17 protein-coding genes and 3 pseudogenes are annotated in these 20872 nt (G+C 69.8%); 3 read left to right on the plus strand and 17 right to left on the minus strand.

Features of this window, described 5'->3' with window-relative positions:
* Together BMG07_RS00740 and BMG07_RS00745 are read right to left on the minus strand one after the other, a co-directional pair.
* Nucleotides 1-1333 (minus strand): annotated as a pseudogene (locus tag BMG07_RS00740) (rhodanese-like domain-containing protein); the annotation flags it as partial.
* An 89-nt stretch (nt 1334-1422) separates the two neighbouring features.
* The gene (locus BMG07_RS00745; protein WP_198082747.1) at nt 1423-2013 is read right to left on the minus strand and encodes a cysteine dioxygenase family protein; all 591 of its coding nucleotides are present in this window, start codon (nt 2011-2013) and stop codon (nt 1423-1425) included.
* A gap of 106 nt (nt 2014-2119) precedes the next feature.
* Here BMG07_RS00745 and BMG07_RS00750 point away from each other — a divergent pair, with 106 nt between their 5' ends.
* Nucleotides 2120-3034: a LysR substrate-binding domain-containing protein gene (locus BMG07_RS00750; protein ID WP_198082748.1), complete on the plus strand. Its 915-nt coding sequence runs from the start codon at nt 2120-2122 to the stop codon at nt 3032-3034.
* On the opposite strand, the gene BMG07_RS00755 is transcribed toward BMG07_RS00750, so the two are convergent.
* The 9 genes and pseudogenes from BMG07_RS00755 to BMG07_RS00795 form a co-directional block, all read right to left on the minus strand.
* Complete coding sequence (locus BMG07_RS00755) at nt 2989-4611, minus strand: GGDEF domain-containing protein (RefSeq protein WP_307866817.1); 1623 nt, start codon at nt 4609-4611, stop codon at nt 2989-2991. The two genes, BMG07_RS00750 and BMG07_RS00755, sit on opposite strands and share 46 nt — an antisense overlap.
* Before the next feature lie 154 nt (nt 4612-4765).
* Entirely contained in the window at nt 4766-5971 is a 1206-nt protein-coding gene (gene lplT / locus BMG07_RS00760) for a lysophospholipid transporter LplT (protein ID WP_307866818.1), read from the minus strand.
* Complete coding sequence (locus BMG07_RS00765; protein WP_198082846.1) at nt 5968-6792, minus strand: GNAT family N-acetyltransferase; 825 nt, start codon at nt 6790-6792, stop codon at nt 5968-5970. The genes lplT and BMG07_RS00765 overlap by 4 nt, the downstream gene beginning before the upstream one ends.
* Nucleotides 6793-6806: 14 nt before the next feature.
* The gene (locus tag BMG07_RS00770; RefSeq protein ID WP_198082749.1) at nt 6807-7913 is read right to left on the minus strand and encodes a hypothetical protein; all 1107 of its coding nucleotides are present in this window, start codon (nt 7911-7913) and stop codon (nt 6807-6809) included.
* Entirely contained in the window at nt 7913-8866 is a 954-nt protein-coding gene (locus BMG07_RS00775; protein WP_198082750.1) for a class I SAM-dependent methyltransferase, read from the minus strand. The genes BMG07_RS00770 and BMG07_RS00775 overlap by 1 nt, the downstream gene beginning before the upstream one ends.
* Nucleotides 8860-9753 carry an iron-containing redox enzyme family protein gene (locus BMG07_RS00780; protein WP_198082751.1) on the minus strand — a complete coding sequence of 298 codons (894 nt, stop codon included), beginning with the start codon at nt 9751-9753 and terminating at the stop codon, nt 8860-8862. Before BMG07_RS00780 ends, BMG07_RS00775 begins: the two co-directional genes overlap by 7 nt.
* 104 nt (nt 9754-9857) lie before the next feature.
* Nucleotides 9858-10688, minus strand: coding sequence for an urease accessory protein UreD (locus BMG07_RS00785; protein ID WP_198082752.1), 831 nt, complete (start codon nt 10686-10688; stop codon nt 9858-9860).
* A 31-nt stretch (nt 10689-10719) separates the two neighbouring features.
* Nucleotides 10720-11256, minus strand: a complete 537-nt coding sequence (locus tag BMG07_RS00790) for a nucleoside deaminase (protein ID WP_198082847.1) — start codon at nt 11254-11256, stop codon at nt 10720-10722.
* A 25-nt stretch (nt 11257-11281) separates the two neighbouring features.
* Nucleotides 11282-12291, minus strand: a pseudogene (locus tag BMG07_RS00795) (ABC transporter substrate-binding protein); the annotation flags it as partial.
* Nucleotides 12292-12633: 342 nt separating this feature from the next.
* Here BMG07_RS00795 and BMG07_RS00800 point away from each other — a divergent pair.
* Nucleotides 12634-13716, plus strand: coding sequence for an aromatic ring-hydroxylating dioxygenase subunit alpha (locus BMG07_RS00800; RefSeq protein WP_198082753.1), 1083 nt, complete (start codon nt 12634-12636; stop codon nt 13714-13716).
* 27 nt (nt 13717-13743) lie between these two features.
* On the opposite strand, the gene BMG07_RS00805 is transcribed toward BMG07_RS00800, so the two are convergent.
* From BMG07_RS00805 to BMG07_RS00830, 6 genes and pseudogenes are all read right to left on the minus strand, one after another.
* Nucleotides 13744-15132 (minus strand): FAD-dependent oxidoreductase, encoded by a 1389-nt coding sequence (locus tag BMG07_RS00805; RefSeq protein WP_198082754.1) that lies wholly within the window; start codon nt 15130-15132, stop codon nt 13744-13746.
* Between the two features lie 136 nt (nt 15133-15268).
* A pseudogene (locus BMG07_RS44585) lies at nt 15269-15709 on the minus strand (GNAT family N-acetyltransferase); the annotation flags it as partial.
* Nucleotides 15622-16200: a phosphonate degradation HD-domain oxygenase gene (locus BMG07_RS00815; RefSeq protein WP_198082755.1), complete on the minus strand. Its 579-nt coding sequence runs from the start codon at nt 16198-16200 to the stop codon at nt 15622-15624. The pseudogene BMG07_RS44585 and the gene BMG07_RS00815, both read right to left, overlap by 88 nt.
* Nucleotides 16194-17642, minus strand: coding sequence for a phosphonoacetaldehyde dehydrogenase (phnY, locus tag BMG07_RS00820; RefSeq protein ID WP_198082756.1), 1449 nt, complete (start codon nt 17640-17642; stop codon nt 16194-16196). The genes BMG07_RS00815 and phnY overlap by 7 nt, the downstream gene beginning before the upstream one ends.
* A 15-nt stretch (nt 17643-17657) precedes the next feature.
* On the minus strand, nt 17658-18884 hold the full coding sequence (gene phnA, locus BMG07_RS00825; protein WP_198082757.1) for a phosphonoacetate hydrolase: 1227 nt from the start codon (nt 18882-18884) through the stop codon (nt 17658-17660).
* A 1-nt stretch (nt 18885) separates the two neighbouring features.
* The gene (locus BMG07_RS00830; RefSeq protein WP_198082758.1) at nt 18886-19617 is read right to left on the minus strand and encodes a phosphonate utilization associated transcriptional regulator; all 732 of its coding nucleotides are present in this window, start codon (nt 19615-19617) and stop codon (nt 18886-18888) included.
* A 219-nt stretch (nt 19618-19836) separates the two neighbouring features.
* On the opposite strand from BMG07_RS00830, the gene BMG07_RS00835 reads away from it, so the two are divergent.
* Nucleotides 19837-20826 (plus strand): putative 2-aminoethylphosphonate ABC transporter substrate-binding protein, encoded by a 990-nt coding sequence (locus BMG07_RS00835; protein WP_269758519.1) that lies wholly within the window; start codon nt 19837-19839, stop codon nt 20824-20826.
* Nucleotides 20827-20872: the final 46 nt, after the last annotated feature.

Raw genomic sequence — 20872 nt, forward strand, 5'->3', positions numbered from 1 at the left:
GCGGGCGGCCCGCGAGTTCGGACGCGGCGGCCCACGCGGCGAGCGCGGCGTCGTCGGCCACCAGCACGAGCTGGCGGGTTTCGTTCTTCAGGTCGTCGGCCAGGCGTGGGCGAATCGACCAGCGCGCCTGTGGGATGTGGCTGGCGCGGAATTGCATGCTGCCGCGCAGGTCGACCAGCGTGACATCGTTCTTCTCGAGCCGTGCGGCGAGCGTCTGCGCGTCGATGGTGGCGAGCGAAGGCGCGGTCGGTGCGGCGGCGGGGGCCAGCGACAGGCCGCTTGCCAGCCCGCCTTCGAGCACGCTCGCGTCGTGCCCCATCTGGCGCAGCCAGCTTGCGACGGTGGGCGCGCGCACGCGTCGTTGTCGAACAGCACCAGCCGCGCACCGCGCACGCCGAAGTACTGGTCGCCGGCCTGCATCAGCTGGCCGCCGGGCGTGTGCTGCGCGCCGGGCAGGCTGCCGGCCGCGAACTCTTCGGGCGTGCGCACGTCGCACAGGAACAGGCTGCTGCCCGCGTCGGCGGCCCATTGCTGCACGGCCTGCGCGCTGACGGTGGGCACGTCGAAGCGCGCGGCCAGTGCCTTGGCGGCGGGGCGCAGGTCGGTGTTGCCGCTGTCGGCGGCATAGCGGCGCGTGCCGCCGTGCTCCAGCGTGTGGTCGCCCAGGTACCAGCTGCGTGCCGTTCTCCAGCGCATAGACGGGGTTGGGCAGGCCGAGGTTGATGAGCGTCTGCGCGCCGATGATGCTGCGCGTGCGGCCCGCGCAGTTGATGACGATGGGCGTGGTGGTGTCGGGCACCAACTGGCGCACGCGGAAGGCCAGTTCGCCGTTGGGGCAGCAGGTGGCGCTGGGGATGTTCATCTTGTGGAACTCGCTGACCGGGCGGCCGTCGAGCACCACCACCTTGTCGTCTCGGGCGAGCATCTCGGCCAGCTGGTCGGCGCTGACGCGGGGCGTGTGATAGACCTCCTCGGCCAGTTCGCCGAAGGTCTTCGAGGGCAGGTTGACGCCCGCGAAGAGCACGTAGCCCGCGGCCTTCCATGCGGGCGCGCCGCCCTGCAGCACGTGCACGTCGGTGTAGCCCAGCAAGGCCAGTTGCGCGGCGGCGCGTTCGGCCACGTCGGCATTGCCTTCGTCGTAGACCACCACGCGCACGGCGCGGCGCGGTACGAGGCGCGGGGCGTCGACCTCGAGCCGGCTGAAGGGCAGGGGAATGCCGTAGAACAGGTGCGCCTCGCCGTACTGGCCGTGCTCGCGCACGTCGAGCAGCGCGATTTCGGCGCCGTCGTGCAGCCAGGTCTTGAGGGTCTTCGGGTCGATGAAAGAGGTCATGGGTGCGGGTCGTTGGAACGAACGAAGTCCTGCGAGGCCGCCGGAGCGGCCCGCATGTGTTGTCGAAGCGAAGGGGAAAGAGGGGGCGCTTAGCGGCGCGTCTGCACGCCGATGCCCATGGTCTGGTAGGTGCCGGCCGCCAGGTCGTAGGCGGTGCGCTGGTTCAGCGTTTCCAGCGCGCGGCCGTACATGTGCAGGTGGCGAATGACCTGCTCGCCCTGGATCTCGACCGAGTGGATGTCCTCGGGCATCAGCGCGATGCCCGTGCCCGGCGCCACGACGACCAGCGCCGTCTGCTCGAGCTTGCCCACGCCGGGCACGCTGGCGTCGTCGGTGCGCGCGTACACGCGGTTGTGCTCGGTGCCTTCCACGGCCGCGATGCAGGCCCAGGTGGTGTGGTTGTGCGGCACGATCTTCTTGCCGGGACGCATGACGTTCAGGTACAGCGCGTAGCTCTGGTCCGCGTCTTCGGCGATGAGGTAGCGGGCCTGGTGCTCGCCGGCCTCGGGCGCCGGAAAGTCGGCCGCGCCCCAGTACTCGGTGTGGGCGGCCAGGTCTTGCAGCGCGCCGAGCACGGTGTCCAGGTTGTCCCGGGTTGCTTCAGCGCCGCCGATGGCTTTCTTCATGGCGTCGATGGACGCGGTGACGGCTTGCTGGCGTTGCTCGGACGGGGTGCTCATGCGGTTTCTCCAGTGGGGTTGCCTGTTTGATGTGCATTCACTGTAGTGACGGCGGCGTGACGCCACAATCCAAGCGCCGCACGAAATACATTAATAAAATTGATGTATGCCCACGCTCGACCTTGAACTCCTGCGCTCCTTTGCCGCTGTCGTCAGCCACCACAGCTTTGCGGCGGCCGCCGTTCACCTGGGGCGCACGCAGTCGGCCGTGACGCAGCAGATGCAGCGGCTCGAAGAGCAGATCGGCCACCCGCTGTTCGTGAAGCAGGGCCGCCAGAAGCGCCTGACCGAGCACGGCGAACGGCTGCTCACCTACGCGCACCACATGCTCGCGCTGAACGACGAGGCGCTGCGCAGCCTGCGGCAGGGCCAGCTCGAGGGCAACCTGCGCATCGGCGCGCCGCACGACGTGGCCGAGACCATGCTGCCGCTGCTGCTGGCCGAGGTGGCGCGCACGTCGCCGCTGCTGCAGCTGGACATCCACATCGGCCGCAGCCCCTACCTGATGACGTCGCTCAAGAGCGGGGAGGTCGACATGATCATCTCCAACCGCGCCGACGCGCAGTTCGAGGGCGTGGTGCTGCGCAACTCACCCACCGTGTGGCTGTGCGCCGCAGGCTACGTGCACGACCCGACCAAGCCGGTGCCGCTGATCATGGCCGACGGGCCGAGCATCTTCCGGCGCATCGGCCACGAGGCGCTCGACGCGGCGGGCGTGGCCTGGACGCCGCGCTACACCTCGTCGAGCCTGATCGGCATCAAGGCCGCGTTGCGCGCGGGGCTGGGCGTGACGGCGCGCGGCGTGGAGCAGCTGGACGCGGGCCTGCGCGTGCTGGGCGCGGGCGACGGCATGCCGCGCCTGCCCGACCTGGCCTACCACCTCTACATCCGCAGCCACGTGGTCAACCCGGTCACGCGGCAGGTGTTCGAGACGCTGAAGAAGCAATTGCGCCTGCCGCGCACCGACACGCCGGCTCAGGGACTGGCCGGCGCTGGGTCCGGCACGGGCGTCACCGCGTAGCTCCCGCGCCCGTTCTGCTTGGCGCGGTACATGGCGGTGTCGGCCGCGGCGAGCAGGTCGCGAGGCGTTTCGTCGCCGTTGCCCAGGGCAATGCCGATCGACACGCCGATGACCGCGCCGCAATGCCCCGCCTCGGGCGGCCTGTCCAGCTGCAGCGGCCTGGAGATGGCGTCGATGCAGCGCTGTGCCAGCGTGGCCGCGCCCTGTGCGGCGGTGCCTTCGAAGTCGGCGGCCAGCAGCACGAACTCGTCGCCGCCGATGCGCGCCACGGTGTCGGTCTGCCGCACCAGCGCCTGCAACCGGTGCGCGATTTCCAGCAGCGCCTTGTCGCCCGCCTCGTGGCCGAGCGTGTCGTTGAGCTGCTTGAAGCCGTCCAGGTCGAGGTAGAGCACGGCCACCTGGCGTGAATGGCGCTTGGCGCGCACCAGCGCCTGCTGCAGCCGTTCGTCGAGCAGCTTGCGGTTGGGCAGGCCGGTCAGGCTGTCGTGGTGGGCCAGCCGCGCCAGCGCCTGCTGGTTGTCGAGCAGCTTGGCCAGCAGTCGGTTGAAGGCCTGCGTGAGGTGGCCGATCTCGTCGTCGCGCACCACCCGCAGCGGCGCCAGCGGGAGTTCGCCGCGCGTCATGCGGTCGGCCTGGGCGGCCGCGCGCAGCAGCGGCCGCAGCAGCCACGCCATGATCAGCCCGATGACGACGAGCACCATGGCCACGGCGGGCGCGCGCTGCTGCAGGATGAAGGTCTGCATGCGCGCCACCGGGGCCAGCGCTTGCGAGACGGGCAGCCGCGCCACCACGAACCAGCCGCTGCTGGGCACCGAGGCGATGGCGGAGATTTCGTCGATGCCCCGGGCGTTGCGCGTCGTGCCGCTGCCGCGAAAGCCGGCCATGGCCCGGTCGTGCAGCAGGTTCACGCCGTCGGGCGGGGTGGGCGTGAGCGTCATCGAGGCGTCCGTCGAGGCCACGAAGATGCGGTCGCGCGGCGACACCACCAGGATGCCGCCGGCCTGGCCCACGCGCCCGCGTTGCAGGTGGTCGAGCAGGCCGTCGGCCGACAGGTCGGCCGTGCCCAGCAGCACGGCGGCCACCCGGCCGTTGCCGTCGCGCACGGGCACGGCCATGGGCAGCACCGAATGCCGCGCGGCCGTGGCCTGTGGACGGCCCAGCGCGGGCTTTCCGGCGAGCGCCGAGGTGAATTCCAGAGCGTCCGTAACGAGTTGCCCCGCGCCGTCCAGCCGCCGGCCCGAGGCGTCGGCGACCGTCAGGCCGAGCGGGAAGACGGGGCTCAGGGCACCGCGCTCGGCCAGCCATGCGTGCAGCGGCGCGGGTTGCGCCAGCAGGGCTGGCGGCAGGGTGGCCGCCAGGCGCTCCAGGAACGACAGCCGGTCGCCCAGGTAGTTGTCGACGTCCCGGGCCACGTAGGCGGCCAGCGCGCTTTGCTGGGCGGCCACCGAGTGGGTCAGGTCTTCGCGCAGGAAGCGGGTGAGCTGGATGTAGCTGGCGGCGGTCCCGATGATCGCCATCACCAGGCCCATCACGAGCAGACGAACGACCAGGCTGTTGGCAGATTTTCTGAAGTTCACTCTGGCGGCTGGTCGTGAAGCAGTAGGTGCGGGACTGTATACGAAGTGCCTCACCCTTTGCCTGTTTTCAGGCCGTCTTCAGCCACATTTCAGCCCTGCCAGGGCGGTTCAGGGGCCATTTCCGGACTGCTCCCGGGCGGCGTGCCCCTGCGCGTCAGCCGTTCTGCGCGGCCAGCGCGTCGCGCCGGGCCCGTTGGCGGCGCGACCAGAGCAGGATCGCCCCCATCGCCAGCAGCAGGAAGCCGCCCAGGCCCGCCAGCGTGGGCAGCAGCGGCGCATCGAGGTAGATCAGCGCGCCGTACACGCCGAGCATGGCCAGCGAGGCCGTGCTCTCGTTGGCGTTCTGCACCGCGATCGACTGGCCCGGGTGCATGCGCTGCAAGCCGCGGCTTTGCAGCAGCGCGTTCATCGGCACCAGCAGCAGCCCGGCCAGCACCCCGATCGCCACCAGCATCGGCACCGCCACGGCGGGCCGGGTGACCAGCGTCATGGCCATGACCACCGCGCCCAGCAGCATGCCCAGCGGCAGCGCGCGCCGGGCGCGCTCCAGCGGAAACCAGCGCGCCGCCCCCACGGCCCCCGCCGCCATGCCGACGGCCACGGCGATCTGCAGCAGCGCGCCCTGCGACAGCGCCAGGCCCAGCCGCTCGGCGGCCCAGCGCAGCACCAGGAACTGCAGGGTGGCCGACGCGGCCCAGAACAGGCTGGTGACGGCCAGCGAAATGCGGGCGTCGGCATCGCGCCACAGCAGCATCAGCGAGTGCCCGAAGTCGCGCAGCAACCGGCCCGGGTGGGCCAGCGCCGCGCGGTCGCGCGCCGGGCTGTGCGGGATCGCGAGCGTGAAGGCGGCGGCCAGCAGGTACACCCCGCCGATGGCGGGCAGCGCCAGCCCCCGGTCGACCAGCGTGCTGCCCAGCGCCACCCCGAACAGGATCGACAGCACCGTGGCCGCCTCGACCCAGCCGTTGGCGGCCACCAGCTCGTCCTGCGGCAGCAGCTCGGGCAGCAGGCCGTACTTGGCCGGCGAGTACGCCGCCGCGCCCAGCCCCACCAGCGCATATGCCACCAGCGGCTGCACCTGCCACATCAGCAGCGCGCAGCCGCCGAGCTTGAGCAGGTTGGTGGCCATCAGCACGCGGCCCTTGGGCGCGGCGTCGGCCACGGCGCCCGCGAAGGCGGCGAGCAGCACGTACGACAGGTAGAAGAACAGCCGCAACGCGGGCGTCATCCAGCCCGGCGCGTGGCGCTGCATGAGCAGGCCGATGGCCACGATCAGCAGCGCGTTGTCGGCCAGCGAACTGAGGAACTGGGCCGCCACCAGCGGAATCAGCGCGCGCCGCGACCGCGCCCGGAACCTCACGCGGACACGCCGAAGAAGTGCTGGCGGTAGCGCGGGGCGACGTCGTCCACGCGCAGCATCATCGGCAGGTCGGCGGTGTTGAAGGCCAGGTCGAGCGCGGGCGGCCCGAGCAGGCGCGCGCCGCAGCGCAGGTAGCCCTTGATGAGCGGGGGCGCGGCGGGCGGGGCGGCGTCGCTGTCGGCATCGGCGTCGGCCTCCGCGCCGGTGTCCAGCGGCAGCGCCACGCGCGGCTCGACGCGCCAGCGCTGCTCCACCAGGTGCGTGCGGCACAGCCGGTGCCACAGCCGCGCGGCCGCAAGGCCGTGGTCTTCCATGCCGATGCTGGCGCAGCCGATCATGGTGTCGAGCCGGTGGTCGACCATGTACTGGCCGAGCGCGGTCCACAGCGCCATGATGACGCTGCCCGAGCGCCACTGCGCGTCGACGCACGAGCGGCCCAGCTCCAGCGCCCGCGCGCGCAGCGGCGTGAGCGGGGACAGGTCGAACTCGGTGTCGGTGTAGAAACCGCCCGCGCGCCGCGCCGCCTCGGGCGTCAGCACGCGGTAGGTGCCGATGAGCGGGCCGGGGCCGTGCACCGGGTCGACGGCGCGCACCAGCAGGTGGTCGCAGAAGGGGTCGAAGCGGTCGGCGTCCAGGCCGGGCGGCGTGCCGGCGGGCGGTGTCAGGCGCGCGCCCATTTCCTGCGCGAACACCCGAAAGCGCAGGCGTTGGGCGTCGCGCACGTCCTCCTCGTCGGTGGCCCAGCGGGTTTCCAGCGTGTGCGGCCCCGGCTGCGGCGCGGGTGTCGGGAAGGCGTGCGTGGCGAGGGTTTCCGTCTGCATGGGCATGCGATGGCTCAGTTGGAGGGCGGATAGCGGTCGACCAACCGGTTCTGCCGCCGGTTGAGCCGTGCGAGTGCGAGCAGGCCGATGGGCCGCACGCCTTTCTTGCGTTGCGCGGCGCCGATGGCAAAGAGCAGCCGCTGCTTGGCGAAGACCATGCGAAAGCCTTGCACCACGCCGATGTCGGGGTCCCAGGCCTCGATGGCCTCGGAGCCCGCGCCGTTGACTTCCATGATGGTGAAGCCGCGCCCGGCGCGCAGCTCGCGCAGGCTGTCGTAGCGCACGTCGAAGCGCCCGAAATGAAACTCGGGCATGTCGCGCGCGATGGCGTCGACCGCCTGCACCAGCTCCGGCGTGACGAGCGCCGCGCCGTCGCGGTACAGGCCGCCCACGCGCGTCGAGCCGATGGTGGCCAGCCGCACCTGCTGGCCGGCCGCCGGCACGCTGTCGGGCGGCACGCTGCACTGGTGGCGCGGCGTGCGCGCGATGCGGCGCGCGCGCACGTCGGCGGCCACGAGTTGGGCCACGGTGCTGCGGCCGTCGCCCGTCACGCGCGGAAAGTAGCGCAGCGCCAAGCCGATGATTCGGCCCTGGCCCGTGACCGGGTCGCGTGCATAGAAGAGGCCGGCTTCGCCTTCTTGCGGCAGGTAGCGCTGCAGCACCACCGTCTCGCCCAGCGGAAAGGCCGCCAGGTACGCGCGCAGCGCCGCCATGTCGGACAGCTGGCGCACGCCGTAGCCGCACAGGCCGAGGTCGGGCTTGGCGACCACGGGAAACGCGAGGCCGCTGCCGGCCATGGCCGCGCGCAGGGCGTAGTCGGTGGCCTTGCCGTCGTTGAGCACCGCGCAGTAGTCGGCCGTGAGCGAGCGCGCCAGCGGGCCCATGCCGCGGAAGTATTCGAGCTTGCCGTCGCCCACCAGTCCGCCGGTGGTGAGCTGCGGGTTGGCCGCGGCCGGCACCGTGGCGCCGCCGTGGCGCAGCGACAGCCACAGCCACTGCGCCACCAGCGGCACGCAGATGAGCCACTTGGGCATGCGCTCCAGCACGCTGCACTCGCGCACCACCGCGAGCCGGGCGGTGTCGGGGCCGAGGTCGATGTCCAGGTCGAGCTCGGCGGCCATCACGCGGCCTCCGGTGCGCGGGTGGCGACGAGGCCGACGGCGGCGATGCGGTCGATGTGCGCATACACCGGCCGCTCCAGCTCCTCGCCGAACACGTCGGGGTCGATCTCGGTGTACGACCAGTCGAAGCCCGGCGCGGCCAGCAGCGGCTGCAGCTCGGCAAGGAAGGGGTCTTCGCCGTCGACCATCGCCACGCCGGTGTACAGCAGCAACTGCCCGCCCGGTGCCAGCCGCTTGAGCGCCTCGGCCGCGATGCGCACGCTGAGCGCCCGCCCGAGCCGCGCGCCGCCGTGGCGGTAGGCGCGCTGCGCGGCGTCGTCCAGGTAGGGCGGATTCGACACGACGAGGTCGAACGCGCCTTCGACCGCCGAGAGCGCGTCGCCCTGCGCGAGCGTCACCGGCACGCCGGCCGCTTCGGCGTTGACGGCCGCGTAGCGCAGCGCAAGCGGGTTGATGTCGTTCATGACCACCGTCGCCGCCGCGCCCATGGCGGCCAGCGCGCGCGCCACCGCGATGCCGCCCGCGCCGCTGCCGCAGCCCACGTCCAGCACGCGCAGCGGCTGCCCGGGCGATGTCTTGCGCCGCCGTGCCAGCGCATCGCGGATGAAGCGCGCGAAGCGGTGCGTGTCGGGTCCGAAGAACACGGCGTTCTCCTCGACCGTGGGGTAGGCCGAATGAAAGAACAGGTCGTCGCCCAGGCTGGCGATGCGCACCGTGCTGAGCAGCAGCGAGCCCGTGCGTTGCACCAGGCCCGCCTGTTCCATGGCGGCCAGCAGCGCCGGCGGCAGCGCACGCGCCTCGAACGGCAGGTTCCAGCCGAACACGTCGCGCAGCGTGGCGCCCGGCTCGCGCCCGCGCCGCGCCAGCACGCGCTGGTGCGTGAGCGGCGTCACGGTGGTGAAGCGGTAGCCGGTGGCCGCCACCTGGCGCAGCACGCCGGCCGCGTTCAGCATGCGAGGGCCTCCTCGGCGTGCCGCAGCTCGGCGGTGTAGCGCGCGAAGCAGCGCTCGCCGCAGACCAGGCGCATCAGCGCGCCTTCGGCGATGAACTGGCCGCAGGCCGGGTCGGCGTCGACCAGCGGGCGGATCACCTCGCGGATCCACGCGCGCGAGTGCGAGATGTCCAGCGCCGCGTGCAGGTCGAAGTAGGCGCGCGCCCGGCCGCCCAGCCCCAGCCGGCGCATGCCCGCGGCCACCTGCTTCACGCGGCCCGGCGCCGTGAGCTCGATGACGCCCAGCGCGCCGATGGCGTGGTAGCCGTAGCGGCGCGTGGTCGCCAGGCCGACCATGGTGTTGGCCAGCGCCAGCGACTCCCATACCGTGGTCTCGATGGCGGGGCGCAGGTCGAGCTCGCGCACCATGTGCTCGAGCATCTGGCCGTGCATGGCGCTTTGCTTGCCGTGGCCCATCTCGTCCCAGAAGTTGCGCGCGCATTCGAGCTTGGGCTGCGGCGGCAGCTTGACCTGGGTGTAGGCCAGCAGGTCTTCGAAGCCGGCTTCGCCCGCAGCTTCCTGCGTGAGGAACCAGCGCATCTGCGCCAGCGTGGCTTCGCGGGCCAGCCAGTCGAACAGCGGGTGGTGCTGGCCGGGGCCGATGTCCGCCAGCGACTCGAACCAGGAAGCGAAATGCGCCGCGTTGCCCGCCGAGGCCGAGGCCTCGACCTGCACCGTGGCGCGCAGGGCTTCGAGGTATTTGCCTTCGAGCAGGCGGCAGTCGTGCTCGCGGGCCAGCTCGTCCTGCCACCGGGGCGAGGGGATGCCGAGCTTCAGCCGGTCGGCGTTGAAGCGTGCGAGATGCCGGTGAAGCCGCGTTCTTGCGTCCGGGGTGTCGTCGATGGACATGGCCGATCCTCGTTCCGCTGGGCAAAAGAGCCAGCGTGCGCCTTTGTAAAGCGGCTGTCCGTCAGACAGTGCCTACAAATGCGGCTTCGAGGTCCGGCCGGGGCTCAGGTCGACCAGATGCGCGGCGTGGCCGGGGGCAGCTGCCACAGCTCGGCGCGCCATGCCTGCCACACCTGGCGCAGCAGCTGCATCGCGGGCTCGACCACGGGGGCCAGCACGCGCAGCACCACCACCTCGGCATGCGGGCTGGTGGCGCCGGCGCTGTCGAACAGCGGGCTGGCTTCGAGCAGCGTGCGCGCATGCGCGAGCAGCGCGTCGCGCCGCGCGCGCGCCACCGGAGAGCCCGCCACGAAGAACAGCGAGGCCATGCAGCGGTGCCCGCCCAGGCCGATGGGGCTTTGCAGCAGCCGCTGGTCGGCCGCGTCGATGCGCCCGCGCTCCAGCCACACACCGGGCGCCTCGATGTGCTGCAGGTAGGTGCCGCGCTCGAAGGGCTGGTTGGCGTTGGGCAGGCCGAGCGCGGTGACGTCCCAGCCGATCAGCTCGGCGCCGGGCGCCACCTCGAGGCTCAGGCGGTTCTCGGCCTGGCAGCCGCTGTAGCAGATGGCTTCGAGCGGCAGCCATTCGAGCCGCGCGCCGGCCGCCAGGCGGATGCGCGTGCGCTGCAGCGCCAGTTCGCCCTCGGAGCGGTAGAAGCGCGAGGCCCCCGGCGTGGTGATCAGGCCGTGGCTGCCGTCGGCGGCCTCGATGTCGATGTCCAGCGTGTCGCCGCCCACCAGGCCGCCCGGCGGGTGCACGAGCACGTTGTGGCAGACGGCGTCGCCTTCGGGGTAGAGGCTCTGCAGGATGCGCAGCGGGCCGTCATGGCGAAAGCGGGCGACGGTGCGGGCGGCTTCTTGTTTGTAGTCGAGGTGGAGACGGGCGTGCCAGGGCATGCGGGGAGTCTAGTGCGGGCCGGGGCGGCGCTCAGCTCTTCCACGCGCCGTCATGCGCGGCACTCGCCTCGTCGATCAACGCAGGCCCGATGCATTCGATCGCATGCGGCGACGCGCGAAACACATCGCGGCACGACAGCTCCGCGTCGCGCTGGTCCTGCCGTTCGCCGCGGAACACGCGCAGGCGCTCGGCGTCGATGCCGAACACCACGCGGCCGATGTTCGACCAGAAGATGGCGCCCGCGCACATCACGCAGGGCTCGCCCGACGCATAGAGCGTGGCGCCCGCGAGTTCTTCGCGCGTGAGCTTGCGCCCGGCCAGCGCGCGCAGCGCGTTGATTTCGGCGTGGGCGGTGCAGTCGCCGGTTTCGGCGTTGCTGTTGCCGGCCTCGGCGAGTATTTCACCGGCGGCCGAGACGATGACCGAGCCGAAGGGGCGGTTGCCCCGGCGCCGCGCCGCGTGCGACCACACGATGGCCTTGCGCAGGTAGCGGCCGTCGCGCTCGTCGAGCGTGGTTTCCGTAGGGTAGGACGTGATGTTGTTGTTGCTGCTGCTGGAGTTGTTCATGCCTTGGAGGGGAGGAGGGTGCGTTGCTGCGCGATGGGAGCATGGATGTGTTGAAGATGGCGTCGGACGCGCCTTGATCTTGAGGCCGAACACGTCGGCCACTTCGTCGACCTGCTGTTCGAGCGTGAGCTTGCGGATGTCGCCCAGGCCGTGGCCGCGGGTGTCGGCCGCGCCCACGTACTGCGCGGTGATGCCCCAGCGCTCGAGTTCGATCTTCTCGTCGAGGATGGGTTCCCGCTGGCGCATGGCCGCGATGCTCGGCCCCGGGTTGGCAAAGGTCTCGACGATGGCGCGGTTGCTCGCGCGCAGAAAAGCGGCCACCACCTTCGGATTCTGCGCGACGAGGTTGCTGCTCGCGAGGATGGCGTTGCCGTACAGGTCGACGCCCGCGTCCGCGTACTTGAGCACCGACAGCGTGTCGGGCTTCATGCGCGCGAACAGCGACACGGCGGAGTCGTGAAAGTAGGTGGCGGCATCGACGTCGCCGCGCACCATCACGTTGTCGCGCGCGCTGAAGTCGGTGGTCTGCCACTGGAAGGCGTCGCCGCGCATGCCCTGCTTGCGCGCCACCATCGGCCAGGTGCGGCGGGTCGACTCGACGGCGGCGGCCGCCACCTTCTTGCCCGCGAGGCTCCTGAAGTCGCCGGTCACGCCACGGTCCTTGCGGCCGATGATCACGAACGGTGCACGGTTGTAGTACTGGTACACGGCCTGCACCATCGGCGTGCCGGGGTTCTGCGCGTTGAACTCGACCAGCGAGCTGATGTCGCCCAGCCCCAATTGGTACACGCCGCTGGCGATGCGCGTGATGGACGCGACCGAGCCGGCGCCGGTGTCGATGCTCACGTCGAGACCCTCGTCCCTGTAGTAGCCCTTGGCCAGCGCGAGGAAGAACGGCGCGGTCTGCCCGTTGATGCGGAAGTCGAGCGTGAACTTGAGCGGGGTGAGCTTGCCACCGCTTTGTGCGAACACGGAAGGCGCGGCGATGGGCGCAAGGGCGGCCGTGCTGGCCGCGAGAAAGAATCGACGTTGCATGTGGGGCTGGCCTCGGAATCTTCGGGTCTTGAATCCCCTCCGCAAAAAGCGGAAGGCGCTTCAAGAGCAATTTCCGGGCGGGCGCACGTGGTTGGTGCGTGCGCTGCTGAACGCTTCTACTCTTGCACTCGTTCATGCACGAGGCATGCCAAGGGGTTTTGCTCGGGCATTGCCAAAGAAAACGTGCATCGGCGAACAAGCCGCGCCACAATCCGGGCGCGCAATTTGCATGGCAGCTTGCGCAGAGTAGAAGCGTTCAGCCGCGCGACGGGCCCCTCGTCGTCGACGGCAGGAAATTGCTCTTTCAGTTCGTCCCCACACGACCACAGAAGGAGTCCGCGCATGCTCGTTACCCAACAACCCGTCTTTCGCAAGTTCTGGCATGCCGTCATGCCGCTCACCGAACTGGCCCACGGCCCCAGGCCCTTCAGGCTGCTGGGCGAAGACATCGTTCTCTTCATCGACGCCGACGGCCAGCCCGCCGCGCTGCGCGACCGCTGCTGCCACCGCACCGCGAAACTGTCGAAGGGCTGGTGCGTGGACAGCGAAGGCCAGGCCTGCGGCACCGGCGCCATCCAGTGCGGCTACCACGGCTGGACCTATGACCGCAGCGGCCAGGTGGTGCGCATTCCCCAGTACGAGCCCGACCGCAAGATCTCGCCCGAGTACCGCACCACGGCCTACCACTGCACCGCGCGTTACGGCTATGCGTGGGTGGCGCTGGAAGACCCGATCGCCGACATTCCCGCCATTCCGGAGTTCGACGACGCGGGCTACCGCACCATCTTCCAGTTCTACGAAGAGTGGCAGACCAGCCCGATGCGCGCGCTCGAAAACTCCTTCGACAACTCGCACTTCAGCTTCGTGCACCGCGCCACCTTCGGCGTGGCCGCGAGCCCGAAGCCGAGCAAGTACGAGCTGGTGGAAAACGAATCGGGCTTCTACGCCGAGACGGTCATCGAGGCCACCAACCCGGTGAAGTTCCACGCGATCAGCGGCGTGACCGACCCCATCACCACGCGCCACATGCGCAACGCCTACTTCCTGCCGTTCTCGCGCCGGCTCGACATCGAGTACCCGAGCGGCGTGCGCCACATCATCATCAACTGCTTCACGCCCATCGACGACGGCCGCATGCAGCTGTGCCAATGGCTGTTCCGCAACGACACCGAGGCCGACTGCGCGGCGCAGATGCTGATCGACTTCGACGAGGCGGTGACGCGCGAGGACAAGGATATCCTCGAATCGACCGACCCCGACGCATTGGTCGACACGCGCCGGCGCGGCGTGGAGTATTCGATGGAGTCCGACCGGCCCGGCATGCTGATCCGCAAGCACCTGATGCAGCTGCTGGCCAGGCACGGCGAGGCGGAGGTTCATCGCGGCATGGCCAGCGCCGTGATTCCGATTGCAAGAGCCGCCTGAAGAGCGAGAAAAGCAACCCGCCGGCGCTCAGGCCTTGTCCGCCTTGCCCGCCGCGTTCGCGAGCTTGCTGAGCAGACGGTCGACCATCCACGGCCGGCTGTCGCGGTCTTCGGCCGCTTCCTTGCGGCGGATGGCATCGCGCACGACGATGGAGCCGATGTAGCGAAGGGGCTCGGGCGGAAACTGCCCCAGCGGCCCCTGCACGATCGGGCTGCGCGTCCACGCGTTGTCCTCGTCCAGCAGCAGCGAGGACAGGATCTGCCCGCCCATGTAGGTGGGCCCGACGCCGTTGCCCGAGTAGCCGAAGCCGTAGCTGATGTGCGGCGAGCCCTCGAGCGTTCCGAAGAACGGGAAACCCGTCACCGAACGGTCGGACGGTCCGTTCCAGCTGGCGGTCACCGGCACGTCGCGCAGCGAGGGAAAGAAGCTGTGCAGCGCGCGCTGAAGGTCGGCCTCGTAAGGCGAGCGCTGGTCGAACACCGGCGCGATGCGCCCGCCCCGGGCGAAGGTGTTGCCGCCCTTGCCCAGCATGAGGCGGCCGTCGGCGGTGGTGCGGTAGTAGTACACGAAGGTCCGCGAGTCGAGCACCGAGACACCGTCGACCAGGCCCGTGGCGTGCAGCAGTTCGGGGCACTTCTCGGTGATGACCATGTCGCTGGAGACGATGGCGATGCTGCGCTCGAAGCGGGGCAGGGCGCTGGCCATCCATGCATTCATCGCGAGCACCAGCTTCGGCGCCTCGATGCTGCCGGCGGGCGTGCGCACCGTGACCGGGTGGCCCTGCGTGAAGTCGATCATCGGGCTGCGCTCGTAGATGCGGATGCCCATGCGCAGCGCCACGCGCCGCAGCCCGCGCACCAGCTTGCCCGGGTGCACGGTCGCCGCAATGGGCGAGAACACGCCGGCCAGGTTGCGCGCGGAGCCCGAGCGCCGCGCCACTTCCTCGGGCGGCAGGTGGTGGTAGGAATGAATGCCGCAGTCTTCCAGCCCCTTCATCACCGGGTCGAGCACGCCGACCTGGGCCTGCGAGGTGGCGGTGTAGAGCGTGCCGTCCTGCCGCAGTTCGGCGTCGATGCCCTGCGCGCGGCAGAAGTCGGCGATGTGCTGCACCGCGGCTTCCGATGCCCTGACCAGGCGGATCGCCTCGGCCTCGCCGAACAGCCGGCGCAACGTGAAGAACTTGGCCGACCACGTGAGCAGGCAGCCGCCGTTGCGGCCGCTGGCGCCCGAGCCGCAGAGGTCGCTCTCGACGATGGCGATGTCCAGCGCGGGGTTGCGCTGTTTCGCCTGGATGGCGGTCCACAGGCCGGTGAAGCCGCCGCCGACAATGCAGACGTCGGCCCGCTGCGCGCCCTGCAGCGCGGGGGCCAGATCGCCGTCGTTGAACAGGGCCTGTTCGATCCAGAAGGGGCGCATGTCGGTCTCGCGGGTTGCGTGGGGTTGGTGGGTTTTGCGGGTCGTCAGGCTTGCGCCGCATCTCGAAGGAAAACTCGGTCTCGCGCTCGACCACGAATCCGAAGCGCTGGTAGAGCGACTTCGCCGGATTCGCCCGCAGCACGCTGAGCGTGAGGTCGACGCCCGCGTTCGCCGCTTCGTCGACCACCTCGGCCAGCAGGCCGGTGCCGATGCCCCCGCCCTGGTAGCCGGGCGCCAGCTGGATCTGGATGACGACCCACTCGTGCGCGTCGCGCGACACCTTGAGCAGGCCGACCGGCGCGCCCTCGTGCAACAGCAGCTCGGCGCATTCGAAGCGGTGCATCAGCCGCGCCATGTGATGGGCGTCGCTGACTTCGGCGCCCGAGGCCACGACGTGGCCGTTCATGGTGCGCTGCCGCAGGTCGAGCAGAAAGGGAATGTCCTGCGGCGTGGCGCGCCGGCGCGTCAGCCTGGTCGGTGGCGCGAGGCTCACGCTTGCTCCGCGGCGGCCTGCTTCGTCGCGAGCGCCATGTGCCGTGCGTAGTGCATCAGGTCGGGCGTCTTCGCGCCGGCGCATTTGGCGCTGTCGTCCCAGCGGCGCAGGCGCACGGCGTCGAGCGCGTGCGGCAGGGCCTCGAAGTAGCGGGCCTGCGCGTCGTCGAACACGCCGCCCTGCAGCACGAGGCTGCGCTGCGAATCGGCCGACAGCGCTTCCAGGTAGCCCGTTTCGCGCGCGCACAGGTAGCGCTTGGCGTCCACGTGCAGCCGGATCGGGTCGAGCGTGGCCGGGCCGAAGAGGTGCTTCAGGAAGGCGCGGCTGCGGTACTGGTGCAGGTCGTCCGTGCCTTGCTGCGTGGGCGTGCCGTCCATGTCGTGCAGCAGGTGCCCCAGGTCGTGCAGCAGGCAGGCCGTGACCAGCGCACTGGACGCGCCGGCCTGCTCGGCCAGGTGCGCCGACTGCAGCGCGTGCTCCAGTTGCGTGACGGGCTCGCCGTCGTACTGCGCATGGCCCTTGGCCTCGAACAGCGCCACGATGCCCGCGATGTCCAGGGGAGCGGCAACTACCATGGCAGCGAATAGGTCTTGGTGTTGGTGAAGCTCTTGATCGCCTCGAGCACGCCTTCCTTGTAGCCCAGGCCCGAGTCCTTGATGCCGCCGAAGGGCGTGAGCTCCAGGCGGTAGCCCGGCACCTCGCGCACGTTGACGCTGCCCACGTTGAGTTCGCGGATGAAGCGCGTGATGTCGTCCAGCCGGTTGGTGCAGATCGACGACGACAGGCCGTAGGCCGTGCCGTTGGAGATGCGGATCGCGTCCGCGATGGTCCTGAAGCGGATCACCGGCGACACGGGGCCGAAGGTCTCTTGCCTGGCCACCGTCATCTCGGGATCGACGTGGTCCAGCACCGTGGGCGAATACGACGCGCCGCTGCGCACATTGCCGTGCAAGAGCCGCGCGCCGGCCGCGACGGCTTCGTTGACTACCGACTCGAAGTGCTTCGCGGCCGCTTCGTCGATCACGGTGCCGACGTCCGTGGCCGGGTCCATCGGGTCGCCGTGCTTCAGCGCGCGGGTCTTCTCGACCAGCAGTTCCACGAAGCGGTCGGCCACCGACTCCTGCACCAGCATGCGCTTGATGGCGGTGCAGCGCTGGCCCGAGTTCTTGTAGGAGCCGCTGGCCGCGAGCGTGGCCGCTTCTTCGATGTCGGCGTCGTCCATCACGATGATCGGGTCGTTGCCGCCCAGCTCCAGGATCTGGCGCTTGTACACGGCCTTGCCCGCGATGTACTTGCCGATGGCCACGCCGCCGGTGAAGGTCACGAGGTCGACGTCGGCGCTGGTGAGCATCTCGTCGGCGATCTCGCGCGGGTCGCCCGTGAGGACCGACAGCATCGGCGGCGGCAGGCCCGCCTCGTACAGGATGTCCGCCAGGATGAAGGCCGTGAGCGGCGTCTTCTCGCTGGGCTTGAGCACCATGCGGTTGTTGGTGGCAATGGAGGGCGCCACCTTGTGGATCACCTGGTTCAGCGGGTGGTTGAACGGCGTGATGGCGGTGATCGCGCCCTGCAGCGGCTCGCGCAGCGTGTAGACCTTGCGGCTCTTGCCGTGGTGCGTGAGGTCGCAAGAGAACACCTGGCCGTCGTCCACCAGCGCCTGGTTGGCCGCGAACAGCAGCACATCCGAAGCGCGCCCCACCTCGTACAGCGAGTCCTTGCGGCACAGGCCCGATTCGAGCGTGATGACACGCGAGATCTCGTCCAGGCGCGAAGCGATGATCTCGCCCGCGCGCATCAGGATCTTGTAGCGCTCGTAGCGCGTGAGGGTCGACTTGTAGTCGCGCGCGATCTTGTAGGCGACGCGCACGTCTTCCAGCGTGGCCTTGGGCACGGTGGCGATCACCTCGCCGGTGTAGGGGTAGGTCACCTCGATCGTGCGATCGCGATAGACCTTTTCTCCGGCGATGCGCAGCGCTTCCTTGTGGACGGTGCCTGGCTTCAACATGGCTTGGCTCATGACGTTCTCCGGGGATTACTGGGCGTGGTTCAGGGCGAGGTCGAGGGCGTCGAAGTTGCGCAGCCGGCGGCCGGCCGCGATGCCCGTGACGGGCCGGTTGCAGATCAGCGGCACGCGCTGCTCCGACACGCCGCCGTGGGAGCGCAGCGGCACTTCGAGCGCCGACAGGTCGTGGCGGCTGGCGCCGGTGCCGATGACGGTGCTTTGCTCGCTGACCACCACGATGTCGCCGATGCGGTCGGGCGGCAGCTCGAAGCGCGCGGCTGCGTCCTTGCGCGAAAGCACCAGTTCCATGCCGGGGATGCCGCGGATGCGCTCGATCCAGGCCACCGCGCTGGCCTCGTCGGGCGCATACACCGTGGCAAAGGAGCCGAGCGCGCCGTGGTGCACCACGTAGGGGTCGGTGATGGGCAGGATCACGCGCGCCTTGTCCTTGCCGTACCAGGCGTCCAGCACGTCCTGCAGGTAGATGACCTTGGGCGCGCCGCTGTCGTCGTGCTTGTCGTTCATGCCGTGGTCGGCCGTGAGCACGATGGTGGCGCCGAGCGCGTCCAGCTGCGCGAGGTAGCCGTCCATCATGGCGTAGAAGGCGTTGGCGGCGGGGCTGCCGGGGGCGGCCTTGTGCTGCACGTAGTCGGTGGTCGACAGGTACATCAGGTCGGGGCGGCGCGATTCCATGAGCTTCACGCCGGCCGCGAACACGAACTCCGAGAGCTCGGCGCTGTACACCGACGGCACCGGCATGCCCACCATCTGGACCACGCCGTCGATGCCGTTTTCTTCCACCGTGGCCTGGTCGGCCTTCTCGGAGGAAAAGCAGATGCCGGTCATGCGGTGGCCCAGCAGCTTGCGCAGCTTGTCCTTGGCCGTCACCACCGCCAGCTTGGCGCCGGCGTCGGCGAAGGCCGCCAGCACGGTGCCCGCGCGCAGGTACTTGGGGTCGTTCATCATGACTTCCTGGCCGAGCTCGCGGTCGAAGAAGTAATTGCCGCAGATGCCGTGCACCGCGGGGGGCGCGCCGGTGACGATCGACAGGTTGTTCGGGTTGGTGAAAGACGGCACCACGCAGTCGGCCAGCAGGTCGGCACCGCCGTTGCGCATGCGCTCGATATACGGCGCCACGCCGGCCGCGATGGCCGCGTCCAGGTAGGCCGGCTCGCAGCCGTCGACGCACACGACCACGACGGGTCGGCTCATCCAGCGGTAACTGCGGGCATTCACTTCAAGCGTCTTCAAGGTCATCTCAGGTCTCCTTGCGGGTCAGGTTGTTCTGCGGGGTGGAAGTGGCGGCGCCGTCGGGGCGTCCGAGCGCCTTGTGCATGCGTGCGCGGCTGTCGGCGACGTGCTGGCGCAAGACCTTGCCGGCCGCCTCGGGGTTGCCGCTCGCGATGGCTTCGACGATTTCGCGGTGCTCGTCGGCCGACACGCGCAGGCCGCCGCCAGTGTCGAGCGCGCGCATGCGAAAGAGGTGCAGCTCCTTCACGAGCCGCTTGTAGGTCTCGGTGAGCTTGCGGCTGCCGGCCGTGTCGAGCAGGATTTCGTGGAACTGCAGGTTGAGCTGCGCGTACTGCTCCACGTCCTGGGCCTGGGCCGCCGAGCGCATTGCGTCGAGCATGGCCCGCAGGCGCTCGATCGCGTCGGGCTTGATGGCGAGCGCCACGCGGCGGCCGATGATTTCTTCGAGCGCTTCGCGCAGCTCATAGATCTCGTCGGCCTCCTCGAACGAGATCTCGCGCACGAACACGCCGCGGTTCTTCTCGTTGCGCACCAGCCCTGCTTCTTCCAGTGCGCGCAAGGCCTCGCGGATCGGGCCGCGGCTGGTGTTGAAGCGCTGGGACAACTCGCTCTCGTTGATGCGGCTGCCCACGGGGAGCTCGCCGGTCATGATCAAACGCTCGATTTCTTCCTGCATCAGCATCGGCAGCGAGCTGGACTGGAGAAAGGCGAGGGCGGAGGAGTGGTTGCTGGTGGCCATGGAGCGTATTTTCCCTGGGAATTGAAAACTGTCAACAATCTTTTATTGACAGTCTGCATTCGCCAATCTACATTGCCTTCACCCCGACGCTGCATCACTGCTTTTCGGGAGCCCGCCAACCCGACCCCGCCCAGGGGTCGACAGCCAGCTGAACAGGAGTTGAAGATGACGATGATTCGAAGCGCCCGCCACATGGCGACAGGCCTCTGTATCGCAGCCATGGGCCTTGCCGCCAGTGGCCTCGCATCGGCCCAGCAGCGCACGCCGCTGCTGGTCTATACGGCGCTGGAGACCGACGCCATGAAGCTCTACAAGGACACCTTCGAGAAGGCCAACCCCGACATCGAGGTGAAGTGGGTCCGCGACTCGACGGGCATCGTCACCGCCAAGCTGCTGGCCGAAAAAGCCAACCCGCAGGCCGACGTGGTGGCCGGCCTGGCCGCCAGCAGCCTGGCGCTGCTGGAGCAGGAGGGCATGCTCCAGGCCTACGAGCCCAAGGGCTTCAAGGAGCTCAACCCCGCCTATTCCGACGCCGCCCGGCCGCCGAGCTGGGTCGGCATGGACGTGTGGGCCGCCACCATCTGCTTCAACCGCGTGGAGGCCAAGAAGCTCGGCCTGCCCAAGCCCGAAAGCTGGGCCGACCTGGCCAAGCCTATTTACAAGGGAACGATCACCATGCCGCACCCGGCCTCCAGCGGCACCGGCTACCTGGACGTGTCCTCGTGGCTGCAGAACATGGGCGACGCCAACGGCTGGAAATACATGGACGCGCTGCACCAGAACGTGGCGCAGTACGTGCACTCGGGCTCCAAGCCTTGCAAGCAGGCGGGCGCGGGGGAGTTCCCCATCGGCATCTCGTTCGAGTTTCGCGCGCACCAGGTCAAGAAGTCGGGCGCGCCCGTCGACCTGATCTTCCCGAAGGAAGGCCTGGGCTGGGACATCGAGGCCACCAGCATCATGAAGACGACGAAGAAGATGGAGCAGGCCAAGCGCTTCGCCGACTGGATGGCCAGCAAGGAGGCCAACACGGTCACCTCGAACTGGTGGGCCGTGGTCGCGTACCCCGGCGTGGCATCCAGGCTCGAAGGCATTCCCGACAACTTCGAGAAGCTGCTCGCCAAGAACGATTTCCAGTGGGCCGCCAAGAACCGCGAGCGCATCCTGGCCGAGTGGAGCAAGCGCTACGAAGGCAAGGCTGAACCGAAATAGAGCGCACCCCCAGTCTTCGCGCACTTCGTGTCGCTTCGCCAACCCC

Origin of the sequence: Variovorax sp. E3 (assembly GCF_016082275.1) — a bacterium.
Taxonomy (GTDB): domain Bacteria; phylum Pseudomonadota; class Gammaproteobacteria; order Burkholderiales; family Burkholderiaceae_C; genus Variovorax.